Source organism: Gimesia sp., assembly GCF_048262075.1.
Lineage (GTDB): Bacteria > Planctomycetota > Planctomycetia > Planctomycetales > Planctomycetaceae > Gimesia.
This window is the reverse complement of record NZ_JBLXFK010000005.1, coordinates 260,991-285,971: the sequence shown is the minus strand read 5'-3', so window position 1 is coordinate 285,971 and position 24,981 is coordinate 260,991. Positions and strand designations below refer to the sequence as shown.

Annotated in this window: 20 protein-coding genes and 1 pseudogene; 15 read left to right on the top strand and 6 right to left on the bottom strand. The window is 50.3% G+C overall.

Going from position 1 to position 24,981, the window contains the following annotated elements; translation table 11 throughout:
* Positions 1-87: 87 nt before the first annotated feature.
* Positions 88-1,842 (bottom strand): tetratricopeptide repeat protein, encoded by a 1,755-nt coding sequence (locus ACN0YH_RS12880; RefSeq protein ID WP_417379970.1) that lies wholly within the window; start codon positions 1,840-1,842, stop codon positions 88-90.
* A gap of 412 nt (positions 1,843-2,254) precedes the next feature.
* Between ACN0YH_RS12880 and ACN0YH_RS12875 the strand changes: the two genes are divergently transcribed.
* The gene (locus tag ACN0YH_RS12875; RefSeq protein WP_417379969.1) at positions 2,255-3,118 is read left to right on the top strand and encodes a class I SAM-dependent methyltransferase; all 864 of its coding nucleotides are present in this window, start codon (positions 2,255-2,257) and stop codon (positions 3,116-3,118) included.
* A gap of 59 nt (positions 3,119-3,177) precedes the next feature.
* Here the strand turns inward: ACN0YH_RS12875 and ACN0YH_RS12870 are convergent, their stop codons facing one another.
* From ACN0YH_RS12870 to ACN0YH_RS12855, 4 genes are all read right to left on the bottom strand, one after another.
* Entirely contained in the window at positions 3,178-4,668 is a 1,491-nt protein-coding gene (locus ACN0YH_RS12870) for a metallophosphoesterase (RefSeq protein ID WP_417379968.1), read from the bottom strand.
* Between the two features lie 56 nt (positions 4,669-4,724).
* Entirely contained in the window at positions 4,725-6,269 is a 1,545-nt protein-coding gene (locus tag ACN0YH_RS12865) for an HTTM domain-containing protein (protein ID WP_417379967.1), read from the bottom strand.
* Positions 6,270-6,316: 47 nt separating this feature from the next.
* Positions 6,317-6,769, bottom strand: coding sequence for a hypothetical protein (locus ACN0YH_RS12860; RefSeq protein WP_417379966.1), 453 nt, complete (start codon positions 6,767-6,769; stop codon positions 6,317-6,319).
* Positions 6,770-6,972: 203 nt separating this feature from the next.
* Positions 6,973-7,851, bottom strand: a complete 879-nt coding sequence (locus ACN0YH_RS12855) for a DUF1559 domain-containing protein (protein ID WP_417379965.1) — start codon at positions 7,849-7,851, stop codon at positions 6,973-6,975.
* 313 nt (positions 7,852-8,164) lie between these two features.
* On the opposite strand from ACN0YH_RS12855, the gene ACN0YH_RS12850 reads away from it, so the two are divergent.
* The 5 genes from ACN0YH_RS12850 to ACN0YH_RS12830 all read left to right on the top strand — a co-directional run bounded on the left by ACN0YH_RS12850 (position 8,165) and on the right by ACN0YH_RS12830 (position 11,755).
* A complete protein-coding gene (locus ACN0YH_RS12850) occupies positions 8,165-9,136 on the top strand; it encodes a hypothetical protein (RefSeq protein ID WP_417379964.1) in 972 nt (323 codons plus the stop codon).
* A gap of 131 nt (positions 9,137-9,267) precedes the next feature.
* Positions 9,268-9,702 (top strand): secondary thiamine-phosphate synthase enzyme YjbQ, encoded by a 435-nt coding sequence (locus tag ACN0YH_RS12845; RefSeq protein ID WP_417379963.1) that lies wholly within the window; start codon positions 9,268-9,270, stop codon positions 9,700-9,702.
* 2 nt (positions 9,703-9,704) lie between these two features.
* Complete coding sequence (locus tag ACN0YH_RS12840; protein ID WP_417379962.1) at positions 9,705-10,046, top strand: CPCC family cysteine-rich protein; 342 nt, start codon at positions 9,705-9,707, stop codon at positions 10,044-10,046.
* 223 nt (positions 10,047-10,269) lie between these two features.
* Complete coding sequence (locus ACN0YH_RS12835; protein WP_417379961.1) at positions 10,270-11,103, top strand: GIY-YIG nuclease family protein; 834 nt, start codon at positions 10,270-10,272, stop codon at positions 11,101-11,103.
* A gap of 109 nt (positions 11,104-11,212) precedes the next feature.
* The gene (locus ACN0YH_RS12830) at positions 11,213-11,755 is read left to right on the top strand and encodes a hypothetical protein (RefSeq protein ID WP_278440938.1); all 543 of its coding nucleotides are present in this window, start codon (positions 11,213-11,215) and stop codon (positions 11,753-11,755) included.
* A 372-nt stretch (positions 11,756-12,127) separates the two neighbouring features.
* Here the strand turns inward: ACN0YH_RS12830 and ACN0YH_RS12825 are convergent, their stop codons facing one another.
* On the bottom strand, positions 12,128-13,735 hold the full coding sequence (locus ACN0YH_RS12825) for a serine hydrolase domain-containing protein (RefSeq protein ID WP_417379960.1): 1,608 nt from the start codon (positions 13,733-13,735) through the stop codon (positions 12,128-12,130).
* A 197-nt stretch (positions 13,736-13,932) separates the two neighbouring features.
* Here ACN0YH_RS12825 and ACN0YH_RS12820 point away from each other — a divergent pair, with 197 nt between their 5' ends.
* From ACN0YH_RS12820 to ACN0YH_RS12780, 9 genes and pseudogenes are all read left to right on the top strand, one after another.
* A complete protein-coding gene (locus tag ACN0YH_RS12820; protein ID WP_417379959.1) occupies positions 13,933-14,451 on the top strand; it encodes a hypothetical protein in 519 nt (172 codons plus the stop codon).
* A gap of 2 nt (positions 14,452-14,453) precedes the next feature.
* A complete protein-coding gene (locus ACN0YH_RS12815; RefSeq protein ID WP_417379958.1) occupies positions 14,454-14,918 on the top strand; it encodes a DUF6314 family protein in 465 nt (154 codons plus the stop codon).
* A gap of 163 nt (positions 14,919-15,081) precedes the next feature.
* Positions 15,082-15,672 carry a DUF421 domain-containing protein gene (locus tag ACN0YH_RS12810; RefSeq protein WP_417379957.1) on the top strand — a complete coding sequence of 197 codons (591 nt, stop codon included), beginning with the start codon at positions 15,082-15,084 and terminating at the stop codon, positions 15,670-15,672.
* Positions 15,673-15,735: 63 nt separating this feature from the next.
* Positions 15,736-16,830, top strand: coding sequence for an endonuclease/exonuclease/phosphatase family protein (locus ACN0YH_RS12805; protein ID WP_417379956.1), 1,095 nt, complete (start codon positions 15,736-15,738; stop codon positions 16,828-16,830).
* A gap of 255 nt (positions 16,831-17,085) precedes the next feature.
* Positions 17,086-17,784, top strand: a pseudogene (locus tag ACN0YH_RS12800) (manganese catalase family protein); the annotation flags it as partial.
* Between the two features lie 20 nt (positions 17,785-17,804).
* Positions 17,805-19,076: an AI-2E family transporter gene (locus ACN0YH_RS12795; RefSeq protein WP_417379955.1), complete on the top strand. Its 1,272-nt coding sequence runs from the start codon at positions 17,805-17,807 to the stop codon at positions 19,074-19,076.
* A gap of 122 nt (positions 19,077-19,198) precedes the next feature.
* Positions 19,199-22,177, top strand: coding sequence for a thioredoxin-like domain-containing protein (locus ACN0YH_RS12790; protein WP_417379954.1), 2,979 nt, complete (start codon positions 19,199-19,201; stop codon positions 22,175-22,177).
* A 369-nt stretch (positions 22,178-22,546) separates the two neighbouring features.
* Positions 22,547-24,292 (top strand): Hsp70 family protein, encoded by a 1,746-nt coding sequence (locus ACN0YH_RS12785; RefSeq protein WP_417379953.1) that lies wholly within the window; start codon positions 22,547-22,549, stop codon positions 24,290-24,292.
* Positions 24,289-24,960 carry a hypothetical protein gene (locus ACN0YH_RS12780; protein WP_417379952.1) on the top strand — a complete coding sequence of 224 codons (672 nt, stop codon included), beginning with the start codon at positions 24,289-24,291 and terminating at the stop codon, positions 24,958-24,960. Before ACN0YH_RS12785 ends, ACN0YH_RS12780 begins: the two co-directional genes overlap by 4 nt.
* The last annotated feature ends 21 nt before the right edge of the window (positions 24,961-24,981 follow it).

The following is a 24,981-nucleotide window of genomic DNA, read 5'->3' as shown; positions in this document are numbered from 1 at the left end:
TGAAAGACGGGCTCAAAAATAGCCGACTTATTCTATTTTATTCCATCCAACTTACTCCAGAGACGCTAAAGTGAACCTGGAGAAAAGCTAGTTTGACATCGTGTAGAAGATATTCAAAAGCCGTTTGGCCACCCGTTTCTCATCTGACGTAAATGATTTTTTCAGCGGAGTGATGACATTCGTCTCTTCCGCTTTCTGTTGCGCAGCGGTGAGTGGCTCACTGGCCAGGGGCATGATGACATCCACCAGATAGTTTCTCGCCCGGTGCTTTGATGCGAAATCGATCGCTTGATTCAGAACTTTGACTCCCTGTGTATCGTCTCCCGTTTTGAACAGGGCGGCAGCAATTTCGGTAAGCACCCGTGTTTGCTCTACACCATTTTCTATCCGGGAAACGAGCTGAATCGCCTCATCAGTCTTTCCTGCCTCAACAAAACCGGCAGCCACCCGTGACCGGGCTTGATCCTTTCTCATCGGAACCTGGATTTTTTGAATGATGTCCAGCGCTGCCTTGGTCTCTCCCGAACGGGCCACTGCCCGGGCAATACTATCCAGAAAGATTGATTTACTTTCCTCTGTTTGCATCAATTCAGCAATCTGCATGGCCGATTTCAGATTTCCTGTTTCTACGAGATGGTAAGCAACATCCCTCGAAAAAAACGTGTTCTGATCGAGGTTCGAAAGCTTCTGCATTACTTCTTCGGTCTGCTTGCCTTTTCCTGCCTTGGCGGCCAGACGCGCGATGTTTTCCAGTGCATAATCTCGGGCGCCAGTGTCTTTTATCATCGCAGCGACTTTCAGAGCTTCGTCAAAATCGTCTGATTTATTGGCAATCGTCCCCGCAATCCCCTGGAGTGCAGATCTTTTGACAGACGGCTCGTTAATTTGATCGGCGATCTTCATCCCCTGAGTTGCATCACCGGCAGCCGTTAGTGTGACTGCAGCAAATTCGTATGCTGACTCAGCAGTATCAGGATCCTTGATTAATGCAATGAGTTCCAACGGACGTTTATACAGACCTCCTCGTGCCAGGGAGCCGGCATAATAACTCAGCAACTGATCTCGTGCCGTTTTGTCTTCTACTTTCTGGTATAGACCTTCTACTGGCCTGATTACCTCTAATCCCTGCTCAAGATCGCCTGCCTCATAATAAACCCAGGCCATGGTACACAGCGCCGTCCCTTTATGATCCCAATGAGAAATCTGTTCTACGAATTCCAGAGCACGTTGTTTCTGCCCCTGTTGAACCAGCGACTCGGCAACTTTACCGCAAATATGTTTTACAACATGTACATTCTCCAGGCTTTGAATTTCTTCAACCGCCTGTTTCATTTTTCCAGCCTTGATCAACTCCAGAGCAATGTCTCTGTAAGCTGCTACCTTGATCATCTGGTTCATAAATTTCTTTGCCGTTTGAATTGCTAAATCAAGTTCTCTCATCTGCAGCAGTGTTTTAATAACCGCCTCTTCAATCTTAATGGATTCTATGACCACCTGCTCTGTTTGATAAACCAGTTCCAATGCCGGCTTTATCGTCTGCAGTGCCTGCTCTTTTTCGCCCGCCGCCAGCTGGGCTCTGGCGATTTTGTTGAGCAAAACGCAACGGAGAAAGGAATCCCTTGATTGTTGTGTCGTGAGTAAAGCCCATTCAGCAGGTGTCTGCCACTTGCTTGACTCAACCGGTTCCTGAGAGTTCTTTGTCGAGACTTTACCAGCAGAATTCTCTGATTCCGCTCTCTGTCTGCACCCGGTAAACCAGACAGGGGAGAACAGCAGCATTGTCGCAAGTAACAGAGTTACAAATTTTTGTTCCGTTCGGCTCAGATCCGAAGGCTGTTTCATACTCAAAACCTTTTGGCTGCGGTTAAAATCGATGTCTCAGCGAGAGCAGCTTGCATCAAGTGCGGAGCGAAAACCCTGCATCATGGTACGTCATTATTATACTGATCGATTGTATCAGTCCTCTGCAAGCTCAAAGAAGGCATTTGTCTGGTACTAGCAGTCGAAAAACCTGATTTCTATCAGAATGAGCAACTATGGTTCGGCTGGAAGGCATCTTACTGTTTCAATACTCGCGCAGCGACATGGCGTAAACCGAAAAACGTGAACCACAGCCCGGAGGAGTCAAAACACATCACTGCTTCAAATGACGATCGGGCTTGTGTACTGTATGATAGACGCTGGATCCGCGTTTTCATCAGACCGGGCGCTTTGTCGATACGAAACACAGGTTCTACGAGGGAATCACAAGGGCATGTCAGCGCTGTCGCTGCAGGAAGAAATAGAAATGAAAGAGACGTTAAGCTACCAGGCTTATTTGAAGAGTCCTTATAAAAGTATCAAGCACAGCACGTACTTCGAAGTTTATGATGATCTGTTTTCCCGTTACCGGGGAAAGGAAATCACGTTCGTCGAAATTGGCGTCCTGGGCGGCGGCTCGCTCTTTATGTGGCGGGAATTTCTGGGACCACAGGCGAGAATTATTGGCGTCGACATGAATCCGAACGCGAAAAAATGGGAAAGCGAAGGCTTTGAAATTTTTATCGGCAACCAGTCTGACGAGCAATTCTGGCAGGATTTCAAAAACCAGGTCGGCCGCGCAGACGTGATCCTGGATGACGGCGGTCACACCTTTGAACAACAGATTGTCACGACCGAAATGCTGCTCGACATCATCAATGATAATGGCATGCTCGTCGTTGAAGACACTCATACTTCCTATATGGATGGCTTTGGCTACAGGCGATTTTCTTTTCTCGAATATGTCAAACGCTTCATCGACAAAATCAATCAACGTTATAGCCAGTTTGACAAAACAGCCGCCGACCATCGAGTCTGGTCGATTCAGACGTACGAATCATTCGTAGCCTTTCACATTAACCGAAAAGCATCGAACATCATTTCAGAGCGAACCGACAACGGCGGCGAGTACGACTCGGCAGAAGGTTATCGCTATTCCGATAACGCAGCTTTGAAATCGATGGATGCGTTAGTCCGGAAATTGAACTTCCTGAAGTATATTCCCGGCATCAAATGGTTAGATGCCAAAGTAAGAAGTTACTTTATCGTCAAAAAATCAAAAAGCAGACTGAAAAAGTATTTCTCATCAGATCGTTGATGCCGCCTCTGATGAGCGCAGTATATTCGTGGTAATTCGTTCGAAATCAGGCGCAATACTTACTGATCTTTTTGAGTGACCTTTGCAGAAGGAGCCTGATCTTCAAACAGGTTTTTTCCCGCTTTGTCTTTGTTAATGGTAAACTGATCGTAGAGTTCCCCAGTGGCAGTTTTTGCCTGATAGACCAGGCGATCCTGCTCAATCGTAATCACCTGATATAATTGCGTATCCTTAGCGCGTTTTCGGAAGGGATTCGACTTAACCGTCTCTTCGGGATACTGCTTGAGATCATACATCTTGGGACCACTGACAGAGACAACATAAACGGGACCGCCTGACTGATCAGCAACTCGCAAGCCTGTCGCGATATTTTCTTCTGTCTTAATTTTATGACTCAACTGGAGATCAATCGGCCCTGTCCGACCGTAACTATGATCGTGTCCCTGGAGCACGAGGTCGACGTGATACTTCTGGTACAGTTTCTGCCAGGTCTTTCGTAATTCAGGATTGTCACGTCTGACACTTGAGGAGTAAATCGGATGATGGTGAGTGAGAATGGTCCAGCGGTTGGGATTGTTCTTCAGGACACCTTCCAGCCATTCGGCTTGAGTGTCCGGCTCTCTGCTGGAATCGAGTCCGATGATGCGCACTCCCTGAACGTCAACATAAAAAATATTTTCCTCTGATCCCTCGGGGCCATTTTCAGGAAACTCAAACCGTTGCCCCCATCTTCTACTGAGCGTTTTCGGGATGTCCGCATCAACCACTCCCGCTCCGGCTGCAATTCGATCCCGGTCATATTCGTGATTACCGGGAATTGCCAGCTGCGGGACAGAGGCAAAAATCCAGCCGCCGCCATGGAACCATTCACCCCATTCCTGATCATTATTGCCTCGATTGACCAGATCCCCTGCATGCAGCATGAATGTCATTCGAGGAGCGTCGCGGAATGATTCTCGGATCAGGCGGGACCAGTGGCTTTTCACATCATTTTGCGCATCTCCCACATACACAAACCGAACTGGTTCGGACACGTTGCCTTTTGATTTGCGGGCCGTGCGAAAATGAATCCATTCACTCCAGGCATAATCAGCGGTCGCGGGCTCCACGCTTGATTGATCTTTTTCAGAGAGAGCAACCGTTCTGCGACTGCCCACCCGATAAACATACAATGTATCCGGCTCCAGGTCTGTAAATGTAACGGCATGCATATGAACTGTGCCCAGATTTGTTTTCAACTCCGAGGTTTCGCCTTTGCAGAGCTCGGCCCCTAATACAAATTTGGGCCCCCCCTCTGCCACTGCGACCTCCGCTACTGCATCTGCACCGGCTCGACTGCGCCACGTCACGGAAAAAGAAGTGGCGGTATCACTCTTCCATGATGCCAGAATACGATCAGGGACATCCGTTGCTACAGGCAGTGTCGGCTCAACGACCATCCCTTCATAGGCACGTTTATGTCCAAACTGAGTTTCTTCTTCCCCCTGAGCAATCGACGAACCACAGAATGCTGTCAGAGTCAGAATACAAATCATTGCATATTTCGACATTGTTGAGTCCTTGCGTATTACTGTGATATTGAATGAGTTTCAATCAAACTCAGGTTTTAGTGAGAGTGAGGTGGTGATTGCTGTATGCGAGCCAGTTGCATGTTCTCCGGTATGTCCAGATCAAGGATTTTTTCCCATTGATCGAGGGGCCTGTTCCAGCTCTCATTGGGGAGCGGTTCTGTGAGAGGCACGACCCAGGGCTGAGGTGTCCAGACGCGGTCAACGGCAGCATAGTTCAATCTGGGATCCATCAGGAGTTGAGGTTTGCGACCATTGAGTGATGCAATATTCAGCACATAGATTTCCAGCTCTGTATTTCGATGTTCCCGGTAATGATCGCGCACGTAATGTACGAACTCCAACACCATATCGGGGTCTTTCCCCATACGACTGAGTTGACGTGAATTCAGAAATTCTTCCACCTTGATCAAGCCGCGCTGGTTTGTAGCAGGATCATAGGCATAAAACCGGATTCCTACATTTTTTTCGCGTAACATCATATGCCAGGCAAAGTGATGCCCTTCCTCGTTCCAGCTCACATTTCCCGGATACAGAAAGTGCCGAAAGGGAAAAATCAACTGCCAGGAAACATATAGCGCTAACACAGCAACCGTCAAACGCTCTCCCCAGCTAAACCGGGTGGGTGCAGGCAGTGAAATGATTGCCCACTCTTTAAGATGAGCTGCTCTGCGAAACGTGTGCGGTGGAAAAAAGAGCAGCGATGCTCCGATCATGAACCAGGGAAATATTCCAATCTCCCATAAGACGGCATTGGTCAGATGGAACCCGACCGCAATCAGGTAGGCGAAAATTCGTGTACGCCGCCACATCAGGGCAGGCACGATCAGCAGGTCGAACAACAGCCCCCCATAAGCGAAAGCCCAGGCCACCCACTCTTCACCCAGATAGCCACCCAGAAATGGTACATCCGTACGTCTCTGAATCCACATTCCAATGGGCTGAGTGAGCAGCCAGTCATAATTCAGCTTGGCTAAGCCGCCGTAAAAATAGGGAATCGCAATTTGTAATCGCAGTAACCCCAGCGTCCACTGTGGTGCGACCAATGACCCTTTGATTCTCCCCAGGAGACAATCCAGCGAACAGGCACGATGCGCGGGAATCACTACCATGATCCCGCTTAACAGGCAAATTAGATAGCAATGATTCTGATAGAGTGACTTCTCAAGCAGAAAGACATAAGAATATCCCACAAAGTAAGTGAGTGCGCTGAATCGGTAAAACAGCCCCAGTGAAATCCCGACGGCTGCAATCATCAATACGATAAAGTGAATATGCATGCCGATTCCAGGCCAGGGTTCTAACCAGCTCCAGCCGGGATAGGAGAAATGAAAATCGGGATCAATGTAAAAGTACTGCACCCAGCGATCTCTTGTCATGACCCAGATGTGGTACAGCATCATCAGACCGAAAAAGATCCGGAAAAAGACCAGAGGTGCGATATCGACCGGTCGAAACGACCAGCGGCACACTGCTTCCATTCTCTTGGAAAAAAAACCTGGTTGATTCTGAATGGAACCTGATTCAGCCATCTGAGTTTCTTGCAGGCTGAGTCCCCTGGTATCTGGTCTGATGTCGGTCATGCTTCCTGTTCTCGCCTGTACTGGCAGTGAGTCTTCGATTTTAATTCTCAGGAACCTGTCTGAACGACTTCCGGTGCTCCGTCCGCGTGTAAATGAATGTCGAACTGATTGTCACCATCAATGACTTCCAGTTCCACTTCCTGTCCTCCCGGATAATATTTTTCTGTTACGACCTGTTCATCATCTTCAGGATCGGGCCTAAAGAAGTGAGCAATGTGTTTCCCGATCAATGCACCATCACCTTTTTCATAAGTGGTCAGCTCAAAAGTACCATCACTGGTAATGGTACCGCTGGCAGATTTACCGGAACTCAGCGGATCTGCATCACTACCTGGCACAGGAGTCAACACGATATATCCCTCTGTCACCAGATCATCATCCACTCGAATAAATCCGGAAACAGGCACAACTGTTTTCTGATAGTCTTCTCCACAACCTCCGTTGAAAAATAGCGTGTAACAGGAAATCATCCACAGGAACATTTGATTTTTTAAACGCATTTGTATCTCACTGACATGAATCTGATTGTCTTATCCCGTACGAAACGGTGATCAAAGCGACTGAAATTGCCCCACGGGTTCAGACTTGCCTGGTATAAACCCGTGGGTAAAGAAAGAGCCATTATCCTAACCATGAAGTGCCACCCTGCTCGGACCAGGGCGACTTCGTAGATCACAGCAACTGACCGATCTCCGTCGAATGCCTAGGGTCTTTCGACGACCGCTCCATCTGCTTTGTCGGCCAGTTTGCCGAAGGTGACCATATCAATATTTTCGGAGACAAAGCTGACGGAACCATCAGCAAACAGGAACTGAGCCCCGCCCACATGCTGGCTGGCAAAAGAATCGTCTCGCGTGCCATTCAGGACATGCGCGGTATCCGCTTCTGCGATGATATTCTGATGTTGATTGTTCGTACCCACCCAGACTTTGAAATCGCCGACATTGGCATGGGTCGGCCCGTCAATTTCTCGCATATATTGAGTATAGGCTTCACCAACGGCGATGGTATTACTCGACCCATCCACGATGTCCCGGATTTTCGTGGGGGACAGCGTATCTTTGATTTTTCCGAAGATGCCTGTGACGGAACCTGCTGAGGTGCCGGCGCTTCCGCTATAGTCATTTCTTGCATGTCCCCCCAGGTCGACACCATTATGGCCGGCACCTGCGCGAATCGGGCTCTTTGTCAGCGACATTGAGTTGGAAGGGCAGAGATAAACGGGAATCACCTGATCCGTGACACCAGGCTGCAGGGGAATGGTAAGATCTGGTCCCTGACCCGAAAAATTCAACTGATTGTAGATATTAGCCTGTTCAATATAAGGCAGGATCATACATGCCCAGCCGTATTCGTCGTCACCATACAGCGACCCGGGAGGAAAAGCACGAGCGACATCATGATAGTTGTGCAATGCAATGCCGATCTGTTTCAGATTATTCTTACAAGTCGACCGTCGAGCCGCTTCACGCGCCTGTTGAACCGCAGGCAACAACAGCGCAATAAGAATGGCGATGATTGAGATGACCACCAGTAATTCAATCAACGTGAATCCTTTTTGCTTCTTCAAAATCTTTTGCATTTTCAATCTTTCTTCGGGGAAGAGTTAAGTGATAATCAGTCCAGAAATAAGAGGGGCGCCGATCATTTCATTCACGTCTAAGTGAACCAAAGACTGCGGATCATGTTAAAGAATAATTATGAATATATGGCAAAGCGATCATGAAACTCCGGTATTCGTTCAGATCACCTCACTGGCAATACTGGCATGAAATCTGGATCCTGGTTGCCCATTGATTATTCAGGCACACACCCTATCATTTGCGGATAAAACAATTCTCGACCGTCAACTTTTTCGATTCTTCTCCTTAGCAGATAATGAAGCAGGTATGGTGATGACGCAAACTTCCTCCCGAATCAAACTGGCATCATGGTTGGCCGTGACCTCGATTGCACTGTTATTGATCGTCTTTTTATGGAATGGCAAGCTGCTTCATCTGACGCCCGCTTCGGAACAGTCTGCTCTCACATCGCTGGAAAGTAAAACACCGATTCGATTCAAAGTAAATGCAGCAGGGCGCGTGATCGATCTGTCAGCCAATGATTCAACGATGAATGACACAGCGGCCGCCTATCTAACAGAACTGCCTGAACTGCAGCGACTCCACCTGGAACGCAGCGGGATCTCCGATGCATCACTGCAACATGTGGCTGACCTGAAAAGTCTGGAAGCACTTTTTCTCGATGAAACCGAAGTGACGGACACAGGTATGCAGCAACTCGAACAATCGGACCAACTCAGAAATCTGTCACTGGCTCAATGCAGAGTCGGCGATGCAGGTCTGATTGCCATCAGTCAGCTGGTGAATTTAAAACTGCTCAACCTCAATAGAACTGATGTTACTGATGCGGGACTGAAACATCTCGAACCACTCAAAAAAATGGAATCGCTCTATGTCAGTGAAACAAATCTCACCGGCGCGGGTTTCCAGTCTCTGGGGGAACTTCCTCAGCTGACACACCTTGATTTGAGTGGCATCCAGGTAGATGAAGTTCTCATCGAATCACTGCGACAGTTTCCTAATCTGGAATTGCTTTACCTGGGCAACAGCACGATAGATGACCAGTTGATTGCGAGTCTGATGACCGTCTTAACAGAGGCGACACCGAACTTGAAAGGTTTATCGCTCAAGGAAACACAACTTAGTGATTCTGCGATTCCATCACTCAAATCGTTGCAGCAGTTAAAGAACCTGGCGATTGTTCAACTGCAGGATACCAAAATCACCAAACCCGCCTTCAAAGAACTGGCATCAGCGGTGAGAGAAGTGAATTTCAGCGTGAACTATTCGGAACGAGACGATTAGTAAGCATCACAGTATCGCATTCCGCTTCCCGACCGCCCATTCAGATTCCTGCTTTTGAGTTTCATGAAATACTACGCTTCCGCTATCATAGAGTCTTGACAATCCCGGACTCTAGCTGGAAAAGTAGCCTTATGAAAACACTCACAAAAGAACTCTGGATGGATATCCCTCAACGCCGGCAGATCGTTTCTCTACACAACGACGTAGAACAATTGGTCGAAGAAAGCGGCGTGCAGGATGGATTAGTCCTCGTTAACGCAATGCATATCACCGCCTCGGTCTTTATCAATGACAACGAGTCCGGGCTGCATGCTGACTATGATCGCTGGCTGGAGCAGTTGGCTCCCTTTGATGCGGGCAGCGATCCTGCTACCGGTGGGTATCTGCACAACCGGACGGGCGAAGACAACGCCGACGCCCATCACAAACGCCAGATCATGGGCCGTGAAGTTGTCGTTGCCATCACCGACGGAAGACTCCACCTGGGACCGTGGGAGCATATTTTTTATTACGAGTTTGATGGTCGTAGGCGGAAGCGGATTCTGGTGAAGATTATTGGGGAGTAAGTATGAATTATCCTTGTCCGGCATGTGGTTACGAGGTCTTCGAGGAACCTCCGGGGAGTTATGATATTTGCGGCGTGTGTGGATGGGAAGACGATCACGTGCAACTTCGATATCCATGTATGAGAGGTGGGGCAAACAAACAAAGCCTATGGGAATGGCAGCAGATGGTTTTACCCACGTTGTCCACGGAGGTTGGATCCGGCCCCGATCTTCAACGCTGCCCGGATTGGAGACCTTTAGAGGAAAAGGACTGCCAAGACATTAATAACTCTCCCAAGAGTGGTGTGGAATACTTTGAATCGGCTGCCTCGAAAAATCCGCCCTACTATTGGAGGAGATCGTAGTTCAACAGTCTTACCCTCATGGAATAAACTTCATCTGGAACCGTAGGGACACACTTTTTTTCGAATTCGATGGCCGCAGGCGGAAACGGATTCTGGTGAAGATTATTGGGGAGTAGAACAGGTCTGAAAATAACAGAACACTAAGTTGTGTGACTGGTGTCATTCTAAAGGGCCGGTTATCAAAACCAGAATAAGATATTCGTTGAAAAGTCCGGAGAACTCGATGCCGTTAATGTTCAATTCCATTCTAAGCGAGGCAGGTATCCCACTTGAAAAAGTCCGATTGCTTAGACATCAAGACCAACGAGCCGTAAAAGGATTTAGTCCGTACGAGTTATGGCGAGATGACAGACAACGGTTTGAACTCTATCAGTCTCATCAAAGCTTCGGAAATCGCATAAAAATCGATCATCCTTATTGGGCTTCCTTTGTTGGAACCCCGAGTAACGAAACCCTTTTCGTAGGGATTTATTCCGTTTGCTACAAAGGGGTTCTCGCAAATGATATTCCGGCACCTCATACTCACAATATATTAGAAGCTGGTAGTTGTGATGCCTACGAACTAAGTTTACTCCCCGAATTCGCTGACTTAGATGGCAAGCTTTACATAGACTGGGGACTTGGTACTCGTTCCTGGATTCAACGAGCTGACAACAAAAATAAACCAATCACTGAAATACGTACTGAATTTAAGGAACCGGATTTTCCCGGCTTCTTACAATTTGTGTCCCCTCTCTCGAAACTTGATACACTGCCACCAGGCTGGATCAGTAGTTTGAAAGCGACCTCTGGCGTTTACTTGCTAACCTGCCCCAAGACCAAAGAACAATACGTTGGCTCGGCTTATGGTAAAGATGGTTTCTGGGGTCGCTGGCAGAGGTATATAATTGATGGACATGGTGGAAACATAGCACTCAAGAGCCGTGACCCGAGTGACTACCAGGTTTGTATTCTGGAAACTGCAGGTACAGCTTTAACATCTGATGAGATAATCCACATGGAAAGCTTGTGGAAAGCTAAATTGCAAAGTCGAGAAATGGGATTGAATCGGAACTGAGATAACCCCAGTGACCTGCTTGCTTGATCAGTTTAATGGGCTTGGAACGTTGTTCAGAATTCGGCTTTTCCCAATGGGAAGTAGACACGGCGTCTCATGGAGGATACGAGTGCGATTATTGACTCTTCAAGGATACGACATGCGGACATTTTGTGGTCCGATCGAACTATCTTGTGGCACATACAGAGATGACCTCAACATTTCCTTCAAACAACAACAGTTGTATGGCCTCGTCAATGAAGACCAGGTTATTTGGTGCGGCCAAGACGAGCCAGCTCTTCATACCGAAACAGGAAAGTACATTCACGACATTGACGCCGACCCTCGCGACATCGTTGCAGTAATTGATAGTCTCGTTTGGTGCCACATTCTAGACTACGATTCACGATACATTCCTCCCGAAGAACATAGTGATCTCCGATATCAAGCAGGCAACAGCGAGGGAAATTACGATGAAGCACTGCGCAAAGCCGAGGACGCATATTTGGCTGACAATCTCCCCAAAGACCTGTGGACCGGAGTCATAAAAGATGACATCACTAAGAAATCAGACCAACTGTTGCTCAAGTTTCCGCTCGTCTTTTCAACAATAGTAAACGTAGATATTGTTACCAGCGAGATGGCTTCTCTTGGTCGCAGAAAAAACCATTAACAAATTGGTTATGCCGAAGCAGAGCTTTTTCGATTCTCGAAGCGAATTACCTCCATTCTGGACGGCTGGGAATATGACGGGGATGCCGCCAGAGCTTGCCGGTGCGAGTCCTGAACCCAAGATCGTTCAGAGCTTCGCAGACATCCATGTGAGTCTTCCCCTGATCCCGGAGTTCAGCGGCCCTGGTAACGACTTCGGCGTACACATCTTGAAGTTCTGAGGGTATGATGTTCTTTGAGTGTTGGCCTTGGGATGTCGGTGAGGTCGTTTTCCCAGATACGATAAATGCCAGTGTGTGACATAATGTGCCTGGGCAATGCAATGCACATTAACGCTTCAGTCTTTATCAACGATAACGAGTCGGGGCTGCATTCAATCGTTGATCCAGTTTTTCAATAACGCCATTACTTCGCTTCGGTATTTCTTGTATTCCTTTCCCTGTCCGTTGCGGACCATCGCAAACACGAGATGCTGTTTCGGATTGATGACGAGTAATGTGCCGCAGCCGCCGCCGTGTCCGTAGCTGCCTGGCCCCAGGTAATGCGACTCATCCTGCAGGCCGATGCCGTATTTCATGTTTAATTCGGGCAGGTAGGGTTTGAGTGGCGTTGGCAGAATCGCGGCGTGTGTCTCTGGGGATATCACTTCCCACTTGCCGTAGCGGCCACGATTGTCGAGTAACACACCAATCCGTGCGAGACTTTCGGCGGAGAAACCGGTACCGCCCGGCAGGACGTTTTGAATTCCCAGTGGCTGAAACAGATCCCGTTCCATGGCGTCCCAGTAATTCCTGCCGCGCAGCAGTTCCAATGCGCGGACAGAGAGAATCACGCCAACCACACCGTAACGGTATTTACTTCCGGGTTCCCATTCGCGTTTGCAATGGGCGATCAATGCTTCATGCCAGGTATGAAAGTAGAACAGCCGCTCGAATGCGAGGGACCAGGGGAAGTGAATGCCGGTCGCGTGGACGTGTGCGGCCCGGAAGGTGAGACTGCGATCGCGGGGCGTATCAAAGTCGGGAAGAATCTCGCCGATCGGCTGGTCCAGACGCAGGAACCCGCGGTCAAGGTAGGTTGCCAGTTGCAGTCCGATCAAAGGCTTCATGGCTGAGTCAAGCTTCATCGGCGTGTCGACCGTGACAGGTTGCCCGTCGACACTCCCATAACCTTTCGCGGTGATGATGACTCCGTTCCGGGCAATGACAATCGCCATTGGTTCGGAAGAGGCAGCGTACCAGGCGTCGAGTTTACTTTCGATTTTTTTCTGTTGCGCGGCTGTGATTCCTGCCTGCTCCAGCGGTGCGTTTCGCAATACCGGAGCCGGCTCTCCTTCCAGCAGCCTGGGAGTGGGTTTCAAAAGAGGCTTGTGGTCGAGCCCCATCAGCTTGCGTTTTAACTGCACATGCCGGGTGGCGTTCTCCATCTGCCATTGCCCCCGTCGAACAGGGCTTGGTTTAAAATCCGCTTCCAGCAGTGCTGCCAGTTGGACGGCCCCCACTTCTGAGTGTTGCCAATGACGTACCAGGGCAGCGACCGCGTCTGGTTGCAAAGCGGTATCCGAAGCGGGAGTTTGGGACTGTAACCATTTCTGAGCCAGTTCTTCCAAAGCAAGATCGCTGCCCACACAGCAGCAGGTCATCGCACGACGCAGCACAGGTCCCGCGGGCACGGGTGCTGCGCCATACACGTAGTAGCGACCTGTTTCCTGTGCGGTCTGGACTTCTTCCAATCGTTCGTTAAACCAGCGCGTGGGGATCGCAGGCTGATCGATGACCCGGGCCACCTGCTGAGGATGTTCCCAGACAAGCTCCGGGAGTTTCTGGCCTTGTTTGAGAACGAACCCGCCTTGCGGTGCGAACTGCTGTTCCCCAAAGCGTTCCTTAAGCTCCGCTTGCTCAACGTCGGCCTGTGCGATTGATACGATAAATAAGGACAGCGCCGTGAAGAGGCATCCAGAGAAACGCTGGTTGTGACGCATTGAATATTCCCCATGTCCGCCTCTATGGCGGCGATTAAAAGCTGGTTGCAGAACCTGCATTCTATCCTGCCACCAGGTGGGTCGATAGTCGAATTCGTGAACCTGTTGTCGATACACGCAGTCAGATGGTAAGCTGTACCTGGCATCAAAACAGATCCTCGTTCTAAATGACGTTGACCGGCGATAAAAATGGGAGAATGACATTCAATAATAAACAAGACAACCGTGAACTTTCAAAAGCAGAAATCATCGTGGCTCAATCGCTGCGCGGACTCTTGAGGCAGACCACTGTGAATGCGCGGTTTGAGGAGACCGAAGATTTCAGGCGACTCTTGAGTGCATTCAACTATTTTATTCCCGAAGTTCTCGCCGAGCTTTATCCTGAATGGAAATCGGACGCACTGGATGATGTGATTCCGCTGGTTGCAGAACGGACCGGTGAATGGGAAGCGGTTTTCTTTGGTATGAGCTGGCTGATCCGGGATCAGACTGTTGTGCCTACGTATCTTCAACTGCAGATTGATTCTGCCATCGAGCGCGTCAACTGGCTGGAATGTCGCATCGGCGAACGGGGGCCGCTGGGCATGCTACGTCGACCGGGTAGTTCATTCGACAAACAACTGTATCGACTGCAGGGCCGGGAAGATCAGATCGACTTGGCTTATCGTGTGACTTATGGTGAGAAAAGCATGAATCTGGATGAACCTGGAGCATAAGTGTGAACACAAACTTTGAACTGCCAGTACTCTGGCAGCGGATGGCTGAAGTCAGTTCGCTCGAATTTACAGCGGAATCCTTCGGTTCCGGGAGTGGCTGGAATGGCAGGGGCGCGGGTACAGTTGGAGTTGAATTCATTGATCCTGGGGTACTGCTCTTTCATGAAACAGGTCAATGGTCACCTCCGGAAGGAAGCACTCTGAATTTCACTAACGTCTTTCGTTGGACAGCCCTGCCCGCTCAAAGTCTCATTCGCCTCGAGCATCTGCGGTTTGGTCGAACGAACCCGGTCTATCTGTTCGATCTGCAACAGACGAATGAATCGCGATGGGACTCGGTCGAACCCCATGTCTGCAGTGATGATCTCTATTCTGCGATGCTGGAATTCCAACAGGAGCAACTGCACCTCGACTGGACCGTCAAAGGCGCGACGAAAAACGAGCGAATACGCTATGTGTATTCGTAGCAGTCTCCTTTATGTTAATAAAATGCTACTGATCCATTATCAAGCAGCCTGTAAGTTCATTCAGCGCAACAGCGATTTTTCGGGATTGGCATGGGATGTGCAAATACCTGCTGACGTACAATAAACGTAATGCCCTGCATACCCCAACCCGAAAGGCTGTTCGATGTTTGAGAAATGGATCACGGACCAATGGACTGAAATGCCGATGGTGCTGCTGTCGTGCCTGCTGACTTATGCGGTGATTCTGTTCTATACAAGGCTCACGGGACTACGAAGTTTTTCCAAGATGTCTGCTGCCGACTTCGCGATGACGGTTGCCGTCGGTTCTGTGTTTGCTTCGACAATTTCAGGTTCCACGCCGACACTCATCATCGGGTTGACAGCGCTCGCCAGTCTGTTTTTAGGACAGTGGATCCTGGCGGTGCTCAGGCAGAAACTTGAATGGTTCAGTAAGCTGGTCGACAATGAGCCGTTACTGCTGATGCGAGGATCTGAGATGCTCGATGAGAATCTGAAAAAAGCGAATATCACCCGGGACGACGTATATGGTAAACTGCGCGAAGCGAATGCATTGACTGCCGACCAGGTGCTGGCAGTCGTGTTTGAGACCACTGGCGATATTTCGGTTTTGCATTCAGCGGATCCGGATGCGAAACTGGAGCCCGACTTTTTTCGGAATGTGATTGGTGCCGAGCAGCTGTTTGAAAACAGGGAACGTCCTTCTGAGTCGTTTACCAGTGCCGGCGTTTCCTGAGAATTACTTCAAGACCGGACCATAACATTGAATCACAGTATCGCCACACAGGAAAAAACAGAATTGGATTCCAATAAGACCGACTGGTCGCTTTGGATCTGGCGCGCGCTCTTGACGATTTGCGTCGTTCTGGCCGCCACTGCCTTTTTGCCGCTGCTTTCTGTCGACTGGTGGTGGGTGCGAATCGGTGATTTTCCAAGGTTACAACTACTGGTGAGTTATGTCGTCGTCCTGCTGGCAATTATCCCCTTTCTTAAGCGGTTTACGGCAAAAATCGCCGCTGTCGCCCTGTGTGCAGGCATTGGAATTCAGCTGTTCTGGATTCTGCCTTACCTGACGATTTCTTCCAACGAAGTGGAGACGGCACACTCGCAGAACCCGGAGACGCGGCTGCGTATTCTGACCGCGAATGTACTGCAGAAGAACACCAATGCGGCGGCGGTGCTGGAGCTGATTGATCGAGAACAGCCTGACATCGTTGTCCTGTGTGAAGTGAATCAACGCTGGATTTCCGACCTGGCGCCTCTGGAAACAATGTACTCTTATCATCTCACGCATCCCCTGGAAAACACTTACGGGATTGCCTTCTATACGAATCTGCGGGTGAAGTCCGCGGAAGTCCGAGGCATGATTAAACAGGAGATACCGTCCATCGACGCGACCGTTTTTTTAGACTCGGGGAAAGAGGTGCAACTGTTTGCCGTCCACCCCAATCCTCCCCGACCGGGAGAAGATACAACCAAACGGGATGCGGAACTGGTGCTCGTCGGCCGTGAAGTCAAAAAGAGCAGGAGTGCCATCGTACTGGGTGACCTGAATGATGTTGGCTGGTCACGCACGACCAACCTGTTTCAGGAAGTCAGTGGTTTACTTGACCCGCGTAAAGGGCGGGGCCTGTTTGCGACTTACGATGCCACTTCCTGGATCTGGCGCTATCCGCTGGATTACCTGTTTGTCTCCGATGACTTTCGCGTGGCAGAAATCCGCACGCTGCCTTACATCGGTTCGGACCATTTTCCGCTGTTTGTAGAGCTGAGTTACGAGCCTGAGGCGGCTGCCACCCAGGAAGGCCCGGACCTGGATGCAGGGGATCAGGAAGACGCTGCAGAAGCGGTTCAATCTGCCCGGGAAAAACATCCCGCTCCCGAAAATCATTGACAGCCCACCGCGCACGCTGAACGCTCAGGCACCGCTCAAACTACACAGAGAGTATGAAACGGACTTCGTCCCTGCGCGCAGTTGAAGAAAAACGAAGCTAAGTCAAGAGATCAGGCATTTATGCGCATTGGCACATCGTTTGCGATTAGTTTTCAGAAGATACATTCATTAGCCGCAGATCAGTGGCGCAGCTAAGCAGCATGCCACGAGCATTGTTGGTTATCAAACAAATTGGAAATCAAAGAAGGATTTAATATGTACCATCACGTTAAGAAGCTCATGTATACAGTTGATGTCAGTGATCCTGATCCCCGTTTCGGAAAAATGCTGTTGGAGCAGTTCGGAGGTGCGAATGGCGAACTGGCTGCCGCGATGCAATATTCCATTCAGGGCCTGAACTGTGAAGATCCTGCTCGGAAAGACCTGCTGATGGATATCGGCACGGAAGAGCTGAGTCACCTGGAAGTCATCGGTTCGCTGGCCCGCATGCATCTGAAGCCTCTCCGTAAGAATGGGGATGCGGCTTTAGAAGATCCGCTCATTGCTGTCGTGGGCGGAGGGGGCGTCTCCTTGAATAACTCCCAGGGAGTTCCCTGGACGTCTGCCTACATTGCGATCACCGGTCAGCTGGAAGTGGATCTGCGCACCAACATGGCTGCAGAAGCCCGGGCCAAGATCGTGTATGAACGTCTGATTGATTATACCGATGACCCCGGTACAAAAGATGCGTTGAAATTTCTCATGACCCGGGAAATCACGCACTTGAAAGCCTTCGGCCAGGCGCTGGAAAGCATGGATAAAAAGCCGCTGGAAATCGGGAATTTGAAACCGGATGACAAGTGGGTCGATCAATACTTCAATGACTCAACTGGATCAGGCGATCTGGGTGATGACTATGAAGGCCCGTGGAATACCGGCGATGAATGGAAAGTCGTCGAAAACCCTGCCTTTCAGGAAAAATAACAGGCACCCGTATGCACCAGACAAGAGAGAAAAACCTGTCCGTTCATAACCAACCTGAGACGAGAGCGCGAGCTGATGCCGACATGGTGAAGAATTTGCAAACCGATTCTTCGCAAACCCTGGCTCACACGATTACAACTTTGATTGTGGTTGTGGTTCTCGCCTCAGCGTTGGTCATTGCCTGGGAAATCATTCTGGCGCTGTTCCTGGCGGTACTGTTCGGGGTGTTTCTGAATCACACCAGCCGCCAGCTGAGTGAATGGACTCCCCTGCCTTACAAAGCCAGTCTGGCGTCGCTCATGCTGTTTCTCGTTTGTGCATTCCTGGGCACCACGACGTTTTTCTTTGTACAGATCAACCAGGAAATCGAAGAAGCCCGCCAACAGATTGACGAAGGGATTGAACGCGTTCAGAACTGGGCTGAAGAATATACGTCGATCAGTTCCGTCATCCGATCCACCCCAATCCTGGCGCAGATGCTGTCTGCACAGAAGCAGAATGAGAATCAAAACAAGGAAGCAAAACAAGAGGCAGCTTCGACTGAGAAAGAGCAAAGCAGTTCGAACCAAGCATCCAAAACAGCGGAGAAGAATTCGCAGACCAGTTTTCAGTCATTGACGCAACCCGCTCAACAGGCCATGTCTTTTGTGGGCAGCATGTTTAAATCGACCTTTGGTGTCGTTGTCAATGTGGTTCTGATTTTATTTGTGGGACTGTTCCTGGCAGTCTCGCCACAAACATATCGTGATGGTGTGGTCATCCTGTTTCCACCGGAACGCAGGGACCGCATTCAAGGTCTGATGAATCAACTGAGCGACACGCTCTGGCATTGGCTGTTGGGACGCTTTGGCTCGATGGTGATTACCGGCCTGGGCGCGTGGCTGGTTCTGGCATTGATCGGAGTGCCCATGGCGGGAACCCTGGGGCTGATCTCCGGTCTGCTGACATTCATCCCCAATATCGGATCGCTGATTGCCTTCTGTCTGGCGATTTTAATTGCGCTTCCCAAAGGTCCGACGACCGCGGCGCTGGTTGTGCCTGCGTTTATCGGATTACAGCTCGTGGAAAGTTACCTGATCACACCTCTCATCCAGGAACAGCAGGTCTCACTGCCCCCCGCGCTGCTGATCGCATTTCAGGCGATCATGGGAGTAATGTTCGGCTTTCTGGGCGCGATGGTTGCCTCGCCTCTCCTGGCGGCAAGCAAAGTTATTGTGCAGGAACTGTATGTTAAGGACTACCTGGAAAAACAGCCCGCCACTGCAACTGATCAAGCAGGATAACAGAACTGTTCCCATAGATTCTGTTTGACAACCTCTACGACCAGCTATACATTAGCTATAGGCACTTCAACACCATTCCGGTGCACACTCAGTCCTACTCCTCTCTTTCGTGGAGCGCGCTCATGTCATTCCGTCTGTCGAATACAGCCCGGTCGTCAGTCACTTTATTCTGGACAGTGCTTCCCTTATTAATCGTCGAGATGTCGGTATCTCAGTTACCTGCCCAGGATAAAACCACTGAGAAAGCGCGCGTGGCCCAGGAAAAACGCAGCCTGGAATTTCTGGTTTCCGACGAAAACAGCCAACCCCTCAAGGCTGCAAAGCTGTATGCGAATGTCGCTTATTTGAATGAGTCTTCCAAGAGCAAGATCGTCAATTCGAATCTCGTTACAAATGCAGCGGGTCTCGCCAAACTGAGTCTGCCTCCCGGAACCCGGAGTATGCGGTTGTGGGTCAGCAAGAATGGTTATGTGTCTGAATTTGTGAGTTTTGGTGAAGGAGTTGAGGACGAGGACAGAAAGATCCCCACTCATTTTGCGTTTCAACTCGCTCGCGGAACAAAAATCAGTGGCATCGTCGTTGATGCGAATGGAAAACCAGTACCCGATGTGAAAGTCAGTGTGAACGTAAATGGAGGCGAGCCAGATTTAAGTTCGGATCCACAACCCATCGTCAGTATTAATGCGGAAGCGGTGACAGACAAAGCGGGAAAATGGTCGATCAACATAGCCCCGGCGAAGCGAGCTGGCGACGATATTGAATTCCGCCTGAAATTTACGCACCCGGATTATTTGAGCGACTCAAAATGGGGAGAGTTGCAGAATCAGCAAAATTTGACAACGGCCATGCTCAGAGACGGCAGCGCTCAAATTGTACTGCGTCAAGGTATTGCCGTGAAAGGGACCGTCTACAACACCGCCGGAGACCCCATCACGAAAGGGATCATTGTCTGGCACGACGAACCGTATTATGGCTCCACAGTTCATGAAGTGGAAATCGGGAAATCAGGAACATTTGAAACCATCCCGCTCCCCCCGGGAAAACATCCTATTACGGTCGTGGCCCCCGGCTTCAAACCGACCCGGCAAATCGTTGACGTAAGCAAACCCATGGACGAACTCACAGTTACAATGAAACCGGGAAAAACTCTCACACTGAAAATTGTCGACACCAGCGGTAAACCTGTCCCCAAAGCACACGTGGGTTTGAGAAAGTGGAATGGGGTCAAATCCCTCTATAACTGGCGTCATCCCAATGTCCTCAATTCCGGCATCCCCACTCATGCTGACGAAAACGGTGTGTATGTCTGGAACTGGGCGCCCGACGATCCCGTAACTTATCAAATCTATGGCGGGTCCTGCGCCGCAAAAGAAGTGACACTGGTCGCTACGGAAAAAGAGCATGTCATCAAATTGGATCGTCCGTTGATCGCATCCGGGAACGTGACTGATACAGCGACAGGGAAACCGGTAACCACGTTTCGCGTCATCCCTGTCATCGAATTTGGTCCCGACTTTCTGTCGACTTCTTTTGACAATGCTGTGATCGGTAAAGCGGGAAAATACAAGATCACTTTAAATAGTGGACTGTATGACCGTCGCCACCTGATCCGTATCGAAGCCGATGGTTACCGATCCGCGCTCAGCGACGCTTCGTTCGGACTCGGCGATGGACCTGTCACGCAGGATTTTTCACTGGAACGAGTATCCGCCCGGAAGGGACTGGTCATCGATCATTCTGGCAAACCAGTCCCTGATGTGACAATCAGGGTGGGAACTCCGTCGATTGTCCCGATCATACAAAATGGCGAATCAGACAGGCAGGGCATGCCAGACAATACATCAGCGGAAGGTGTGTTTCAGATCGCTGCTACTTTCGAACCAACACGCATTCGCGCCGTGCATGAATCTGGTTTTGCAGAAGTTGTGCGACAGCCGAACGAAGCGATTGGCACATTGACCTTACAACCCTGGGCTACTGTCTCTGGCAGACTGTTTCAGACAGGTAAGCCTGTTGCCGACGCATTGATTTCATTCAAGACCGTCCATGACCGAAAGCTGGGAGAACCGCGTTTTCAGGATTCCTTTTATACGAAGACTGATGCCGCTGGTCACTTTGAGTTTAAGCAACTGCCTCCCATCCCGGGCGCAGTACATGCTTACCTGGGGCCCTGGGAAGAATCACCACTCACTTCCAGTCAATCCGTGTCCCTGGATCTCCAGCCGGGCGATCATAAAACACTCTCTCTCGGTAATACGGGAGCCACATTAACAGGCACCGTCGTTGCCACCGGCAGAGGCGAAGCTACCCTGAATAAAAACTGGTCGCTCAACTATCTGATCCGCCGCGATGATGGTATTCCATTACCCGAAGATTTCCCGAAACCAGGCTTTGATTCTGCAGGTCCGGTGCAAGCCTCATGGATTCTCGATCCCCATTTTTACAGTTGGCTCCGATCGCGCCAGCACTACTTCGTCAAACTCTCCCCCGAGGGTCAGCTTCAGATAGGCGGTGTCCCTCCCGGAGATTATGATCTGGTTTTGCGATTATATGAACAACCTGCGGGCTGTCTGGTCGAAGCGGTGGGCGTGAAAGTGATCCCGGTAACGGTGACGGCAGCCGACATCAAGGCGAAAACCAAAGACCTGGGTTCCATCGAAGTTGCCTGTCGCGTGGGTCCGCGCGCAGGCGAGAACATGTATGCCTATAAATTTACTGACACGACGGGACGGGAACATTCGATTTATGATCTGAAAGGACGTTATGTCCTGCTGCATGTCTGGGCCAGTTGGTGTGCGCCCTGTCTGAAAAGCATGCCCGACATCCAGGCGACAGCAGTTAAACTTGCTGACAAACCGATCACACTGGTGGGTTTGAATATTGATCAATATCCGGAAGATGGCGAAATCCTCGTCGAGAAAAACAAATGGAACTGGGCACAGAATTATCTCGGCGATCAATCCCAAATGGCACGCCAGCTGGCAATCAGCTCGGTGCCCGTCTACTACCTGATTGGTCCGGACGGCAAGCTCAAAGCTTCCACCACCGAGTGGCCTGAAATGAAAGCCGCACTCAAAGAAACTTTCAATCAGAATCAGTAGATTTTCCTGGCATGTGCTTCCCCGCGCTCAGAATTAATTTGGTATAGAGCTGACGAATGCAATGGAACCATTTCTAATATCAGCGTGTCTGACAGCAAACACCGTCTCTCCATTAACCAGGCAGGTACTATGAAAACACTCCTGATTTGATTCATAACATAATTCATTTCCTTGTAGACTGTGTCCAGTTTTACCATAGCGTCTCCAGGGCTCTTTGGACCGGTGATAATAGATTGAGAGACGATATGGTTATATGTGATGCACTCTAGATAATGACTGGACGTAAGATTACAATCGGGTGATCTGTTTTCGTGCTTTCGCTCAGAGCTCCTGGCGGGAAAGACCGCGCTTTTATAAGACTTTATTCTAATGACACCAATCATTGGCATCGATCTGGGTACCTCAAATTCGTTGTGTGCCGTGTTTGAAGAGGGGCAGCCTAAGCTCATCCCCAACGCACATGGCTCTGTAATTACACCTTCGATCATCAGTATTTCCGCCGATGATCGCGTGCTGGTCGGCTCTGCTGCCAAAGAGACCCGCGTCACCCAACCCGAGCGATGTGCCTGGGTATTCAAGCGGCTGATGGGCACGGATCGCAAAGTCGAGATCGGCGGGCATGTCTTCACCGCGACTGAGATGTCCAGCCTGGTGCTGCAGTCTCTGAAACAGGATGCGGAAGCCTACCTGGGCATGGAAGTGCACGATGCCATCATCACCGTGCCCGCCTATTTTAATGACCATCAACGGAACGCCACCAAGCAGGCAGGCGAACTGGCGGGTCTGAATGTACGTCGCATCATTAACGAACCGACGGCGGCGGCGCTGACCTATGGATTTCATGACCGCCAGGCCGAGAAGAAACTGATTGTGATCGACCTCGGGGGTGGTACCTTCGATGTAACGGCAATGGAAGTATTCGAAGGAACGCTGGAAATCATCTCGACCGCCGGCGAAAGCATGCTGGGTGGCGAAGATTTCACCGACCGCATTCTTTCAAAAGTACTCACAGCACAAAACCTGCAAGTGGAAATCGCGGAAGTCAAGCATCCCCTGCTCGTCTCCCGGCTCAAGCAGGAATGCGAGGCAGCCAAGTGCACCCTTGCGCGGGAAACGGAAGCCAAAATTCGCATTCCGAATCTGCAGGGAGAGATGGCAGAGGACGCGACCACTCATACGATAACGCGAGATGAATTTCTGGAACTGGCCGACCCGCTGGTCAAACGCCTGGCGCGACCGATTGCCAAAGCAGTACGCGACTCCCGGATTGCACCGCAGGACTTTGACAGTGTGATTCTGGTGGGCGGCGCGACTCGCATGGAAGCCGTGCGTGGATTTATTCGCGAGTTTTTCGGCGTCGAACCGCTGTGTACTCACAACCCGGATGAAGTGGTCGCATTGGGAGCTGCAGTACAGGCCGCGCTAATTCAGGATGACCGGGCCGTTGAAGATATGGTGATGACGGATGTCTGCCCGTTTACACTTGGTACGGAAGTCATAAAAGAATTCGGGCGACGCCAAATCAACGGCTACTACCTGCCCATCATCCACCGTAATACCACGATCCCGGTCTCCCGCGAAGAAGTGGTCGGGACGGTCGAACCCAATCAGCGCGAGATGACCATCAACGTCTACCAGGGTGAAGGACGTAAGGTCGAAGACAATCTGTTCCTGGGAACAATGAAAGTCACAGGCATCCCACCCGGGCCTTCGGGGAAACCGGTGCACCTCCGCTTCACCTACGACATGAACGGTATTCTGGAAGTCGAAGCCTTCGTCCCCGAGACCGGCAAGAAGTTTAAAACGGTTCTAACGCAGCACGCCAAGCTGACGTCAAAAGCGGATATTGACGCCGCCGTCAAGAAGCTGCAGAAATTGAAGTTTTATCCGCGTGATGACGTCAAGAACCAGCATCTCGTGCGTTATGCTGAGCGGGTGATTGGAGAAGTCAGTCCGTTTCAGCGCGATGAACTGGAATCATCGATCGACTACTTCGAGCAGGCAATGGCCTCGGGTGATCGCGAATATTTCGAGCAGGCAAAGCAGAACCTGCTGACGGCGTTGGCGGCGCTCGGGTTCTGTTACGATGAAGATGACCAGGAATTCCAGGTATGACAGATTCACGCGAGACCGAATATGTCAAACGGTTGCTGCAGATGAATCCGCTGGAACAGCCGATCGAAATTCTCATGCTGCGCCGCGACTTCCTGAAACCGCGGTCGGGTGGCCGGCCTGTTGTTGATGCGGCGCTTTCCATTTACGAACGCAAAGAGCAGACTTTGAAAAACATGGAAGCGCTGCGGAAATGTCTCTGGAATCTGGATGACGAAAGTCTGCGTGAGCAGGTGGAAGCCATCGACATTTCGGATTTTCCGGATCTGGCGATTTCATATTCCCGGCTTAAAGCGGTCGCCGACCATCGGGATTTGTTTCAACAGCTCAGACAACATCGCCACTGTTTCCCGGAATTTTTTAATCAGTTTTGCGGCTTGGTTTCGGCGTCTCCTCAAAAAATAACGGAGCGTCGGGCAGAATGCATGGAGGCTTCCAGAAAGGGATCGTTCGATACCCGTAATCGCAGCCCGAAAGATTACTATCGCATCGCCCAGTCCATTCAGCAGGAGCTGCCGGAACTGTACCAGTTGGAAAAGCCCTGGTTGAGCCATATTCTCTCGAAACGGGATGCGAATAATGTGTTTGGTTTCAGTGAAGCGGTGCTGGCAATTGTTGTGTTACTGGTGGTGCTCTGTGCCTATTATGGTTCGAAGATGATCTTTCAATAAATTCGTATGCGACTGTGGGAG

Bases quoted from the DNA above. Each gene is read 5' to 3' on its own strand.
- ACN0YH_RS12880 (WP_417379970.1), bottom strand. From the start codon at position 1,842: ATGAAACAGCCTTCGGATCTGAGCCGAACGGAACAAAAATTTGTAACT.
- ACN0YH_RS12875 (WP_417379969.1), top strand. From the start codon at position 2,255: ATGTCAGCGCTGTCGCTGCAGGAAGAAATAGAAATGAAAGAGACGTTA.
- ACN0YH_RS12870 (WP_417379968.1), bottom strand. From the start codon at position 4,668: ATGTCGAAATATGCAATGATTTGTATTCTGACTCTGACAGCATTCTGT.
- ACN0YH_RS12865 (WP_417379967.1), bottom strand. From the start codon at position 6,269: ATGACCGACATCAGACCAGATACCAGGGGACTCAGCCTGCAAGAAACT.
- ACN0YH_RS12860 (WP_417379966.1), bottom strand. From the start codon at position 6,769: ATGCGTTTAAAAAATCAAATGTTCCTGTGGATGATTTCCTGTTACACG.
- ACN0YH_RS12855 (WP_417379965.1), bottom strand. From the start codon at position 7,851: ATGCAAAAGATTTTGAAGAAGCAAAAAGGATTCACGTTGATTGAATTA.
- ACN0YH_RS12850 (WP_417379964.1), top strand. From the start codon at position 8,165: ATGACGCAAACTTCCTCCCGAATCAAACTGGCATCATGGTTGGCCGTG.
- ACN0YH_RS12845 (WP_417379963.1), top strand. From the start codon at position 9,268: ATGAAAACACTCACAAAAGAACTCTGGATGGATATCCCTCAACGCCGG.
- ACN0YH_RS12840 (WP_417379962.1), top strand. From the start codon at position 9,705: ATGAATTATCCTTGTCCGGCATGTGGTTACGAGGTCTTCGAGGAACCT.
- ACN0YH_RS12835 (WP_417379961.1), top strand. From the start codon at position 10,270: ATGCCGTTAATGTTCAATTCCATTCTAAGCGAGGCAGGTATCCCACTT.
- ACN0YH_RS12825 (WP_417379960.1), bottom strand. From the start codon at position 13,735: ATGCGTCACAACCAGCGTTTCTCTGGATGCCTCTTCACGGCGCTGTCC.
- ACN0YH_RS12820 (WP_417379959.1), top strand. From the start codon at position 13,933: ATGACATTCAATAATAAACAAGACAACCGTGAACTTTCAAAAGCAGAA.
- ACN0YH_RS12810 (WP_417379957.1), top strand. From the start codon at position 15,082: ATGTTTGAGAAATGGATCACGGACCAATGGACTGAAATGCCGATGGTG.
- ACN0YH_RS12795 (WP_417379955.1), top strand. From the start codon at position 17,805: ATGCACCAGACAAGAGAGAAAAACCTGTCCGTTCATAACCAACCTGAG.
- ACN0YH_RS12790 (WP_417379954.1), top strand. From the start codon at position 19,199: ATGTCATTCCGTCTGTCGAATACAGCCCGGTCGTCAGTCACTTTATTC.
- ACN0YH_RS12785 (WP_417379953.1), top strand. From the start codon at position 22,547: ATGACACCAATCATTGGCATCGATCTGGGTACCTCAAATTCGTTGTGT.
- ACN0YH_RS12780 (WP_417379952.1), top strand. From the start codon at position 24,289: ATGACAGATTCACGCGAGACCGAATATGTCAAACGGTTGCTGCAGATG.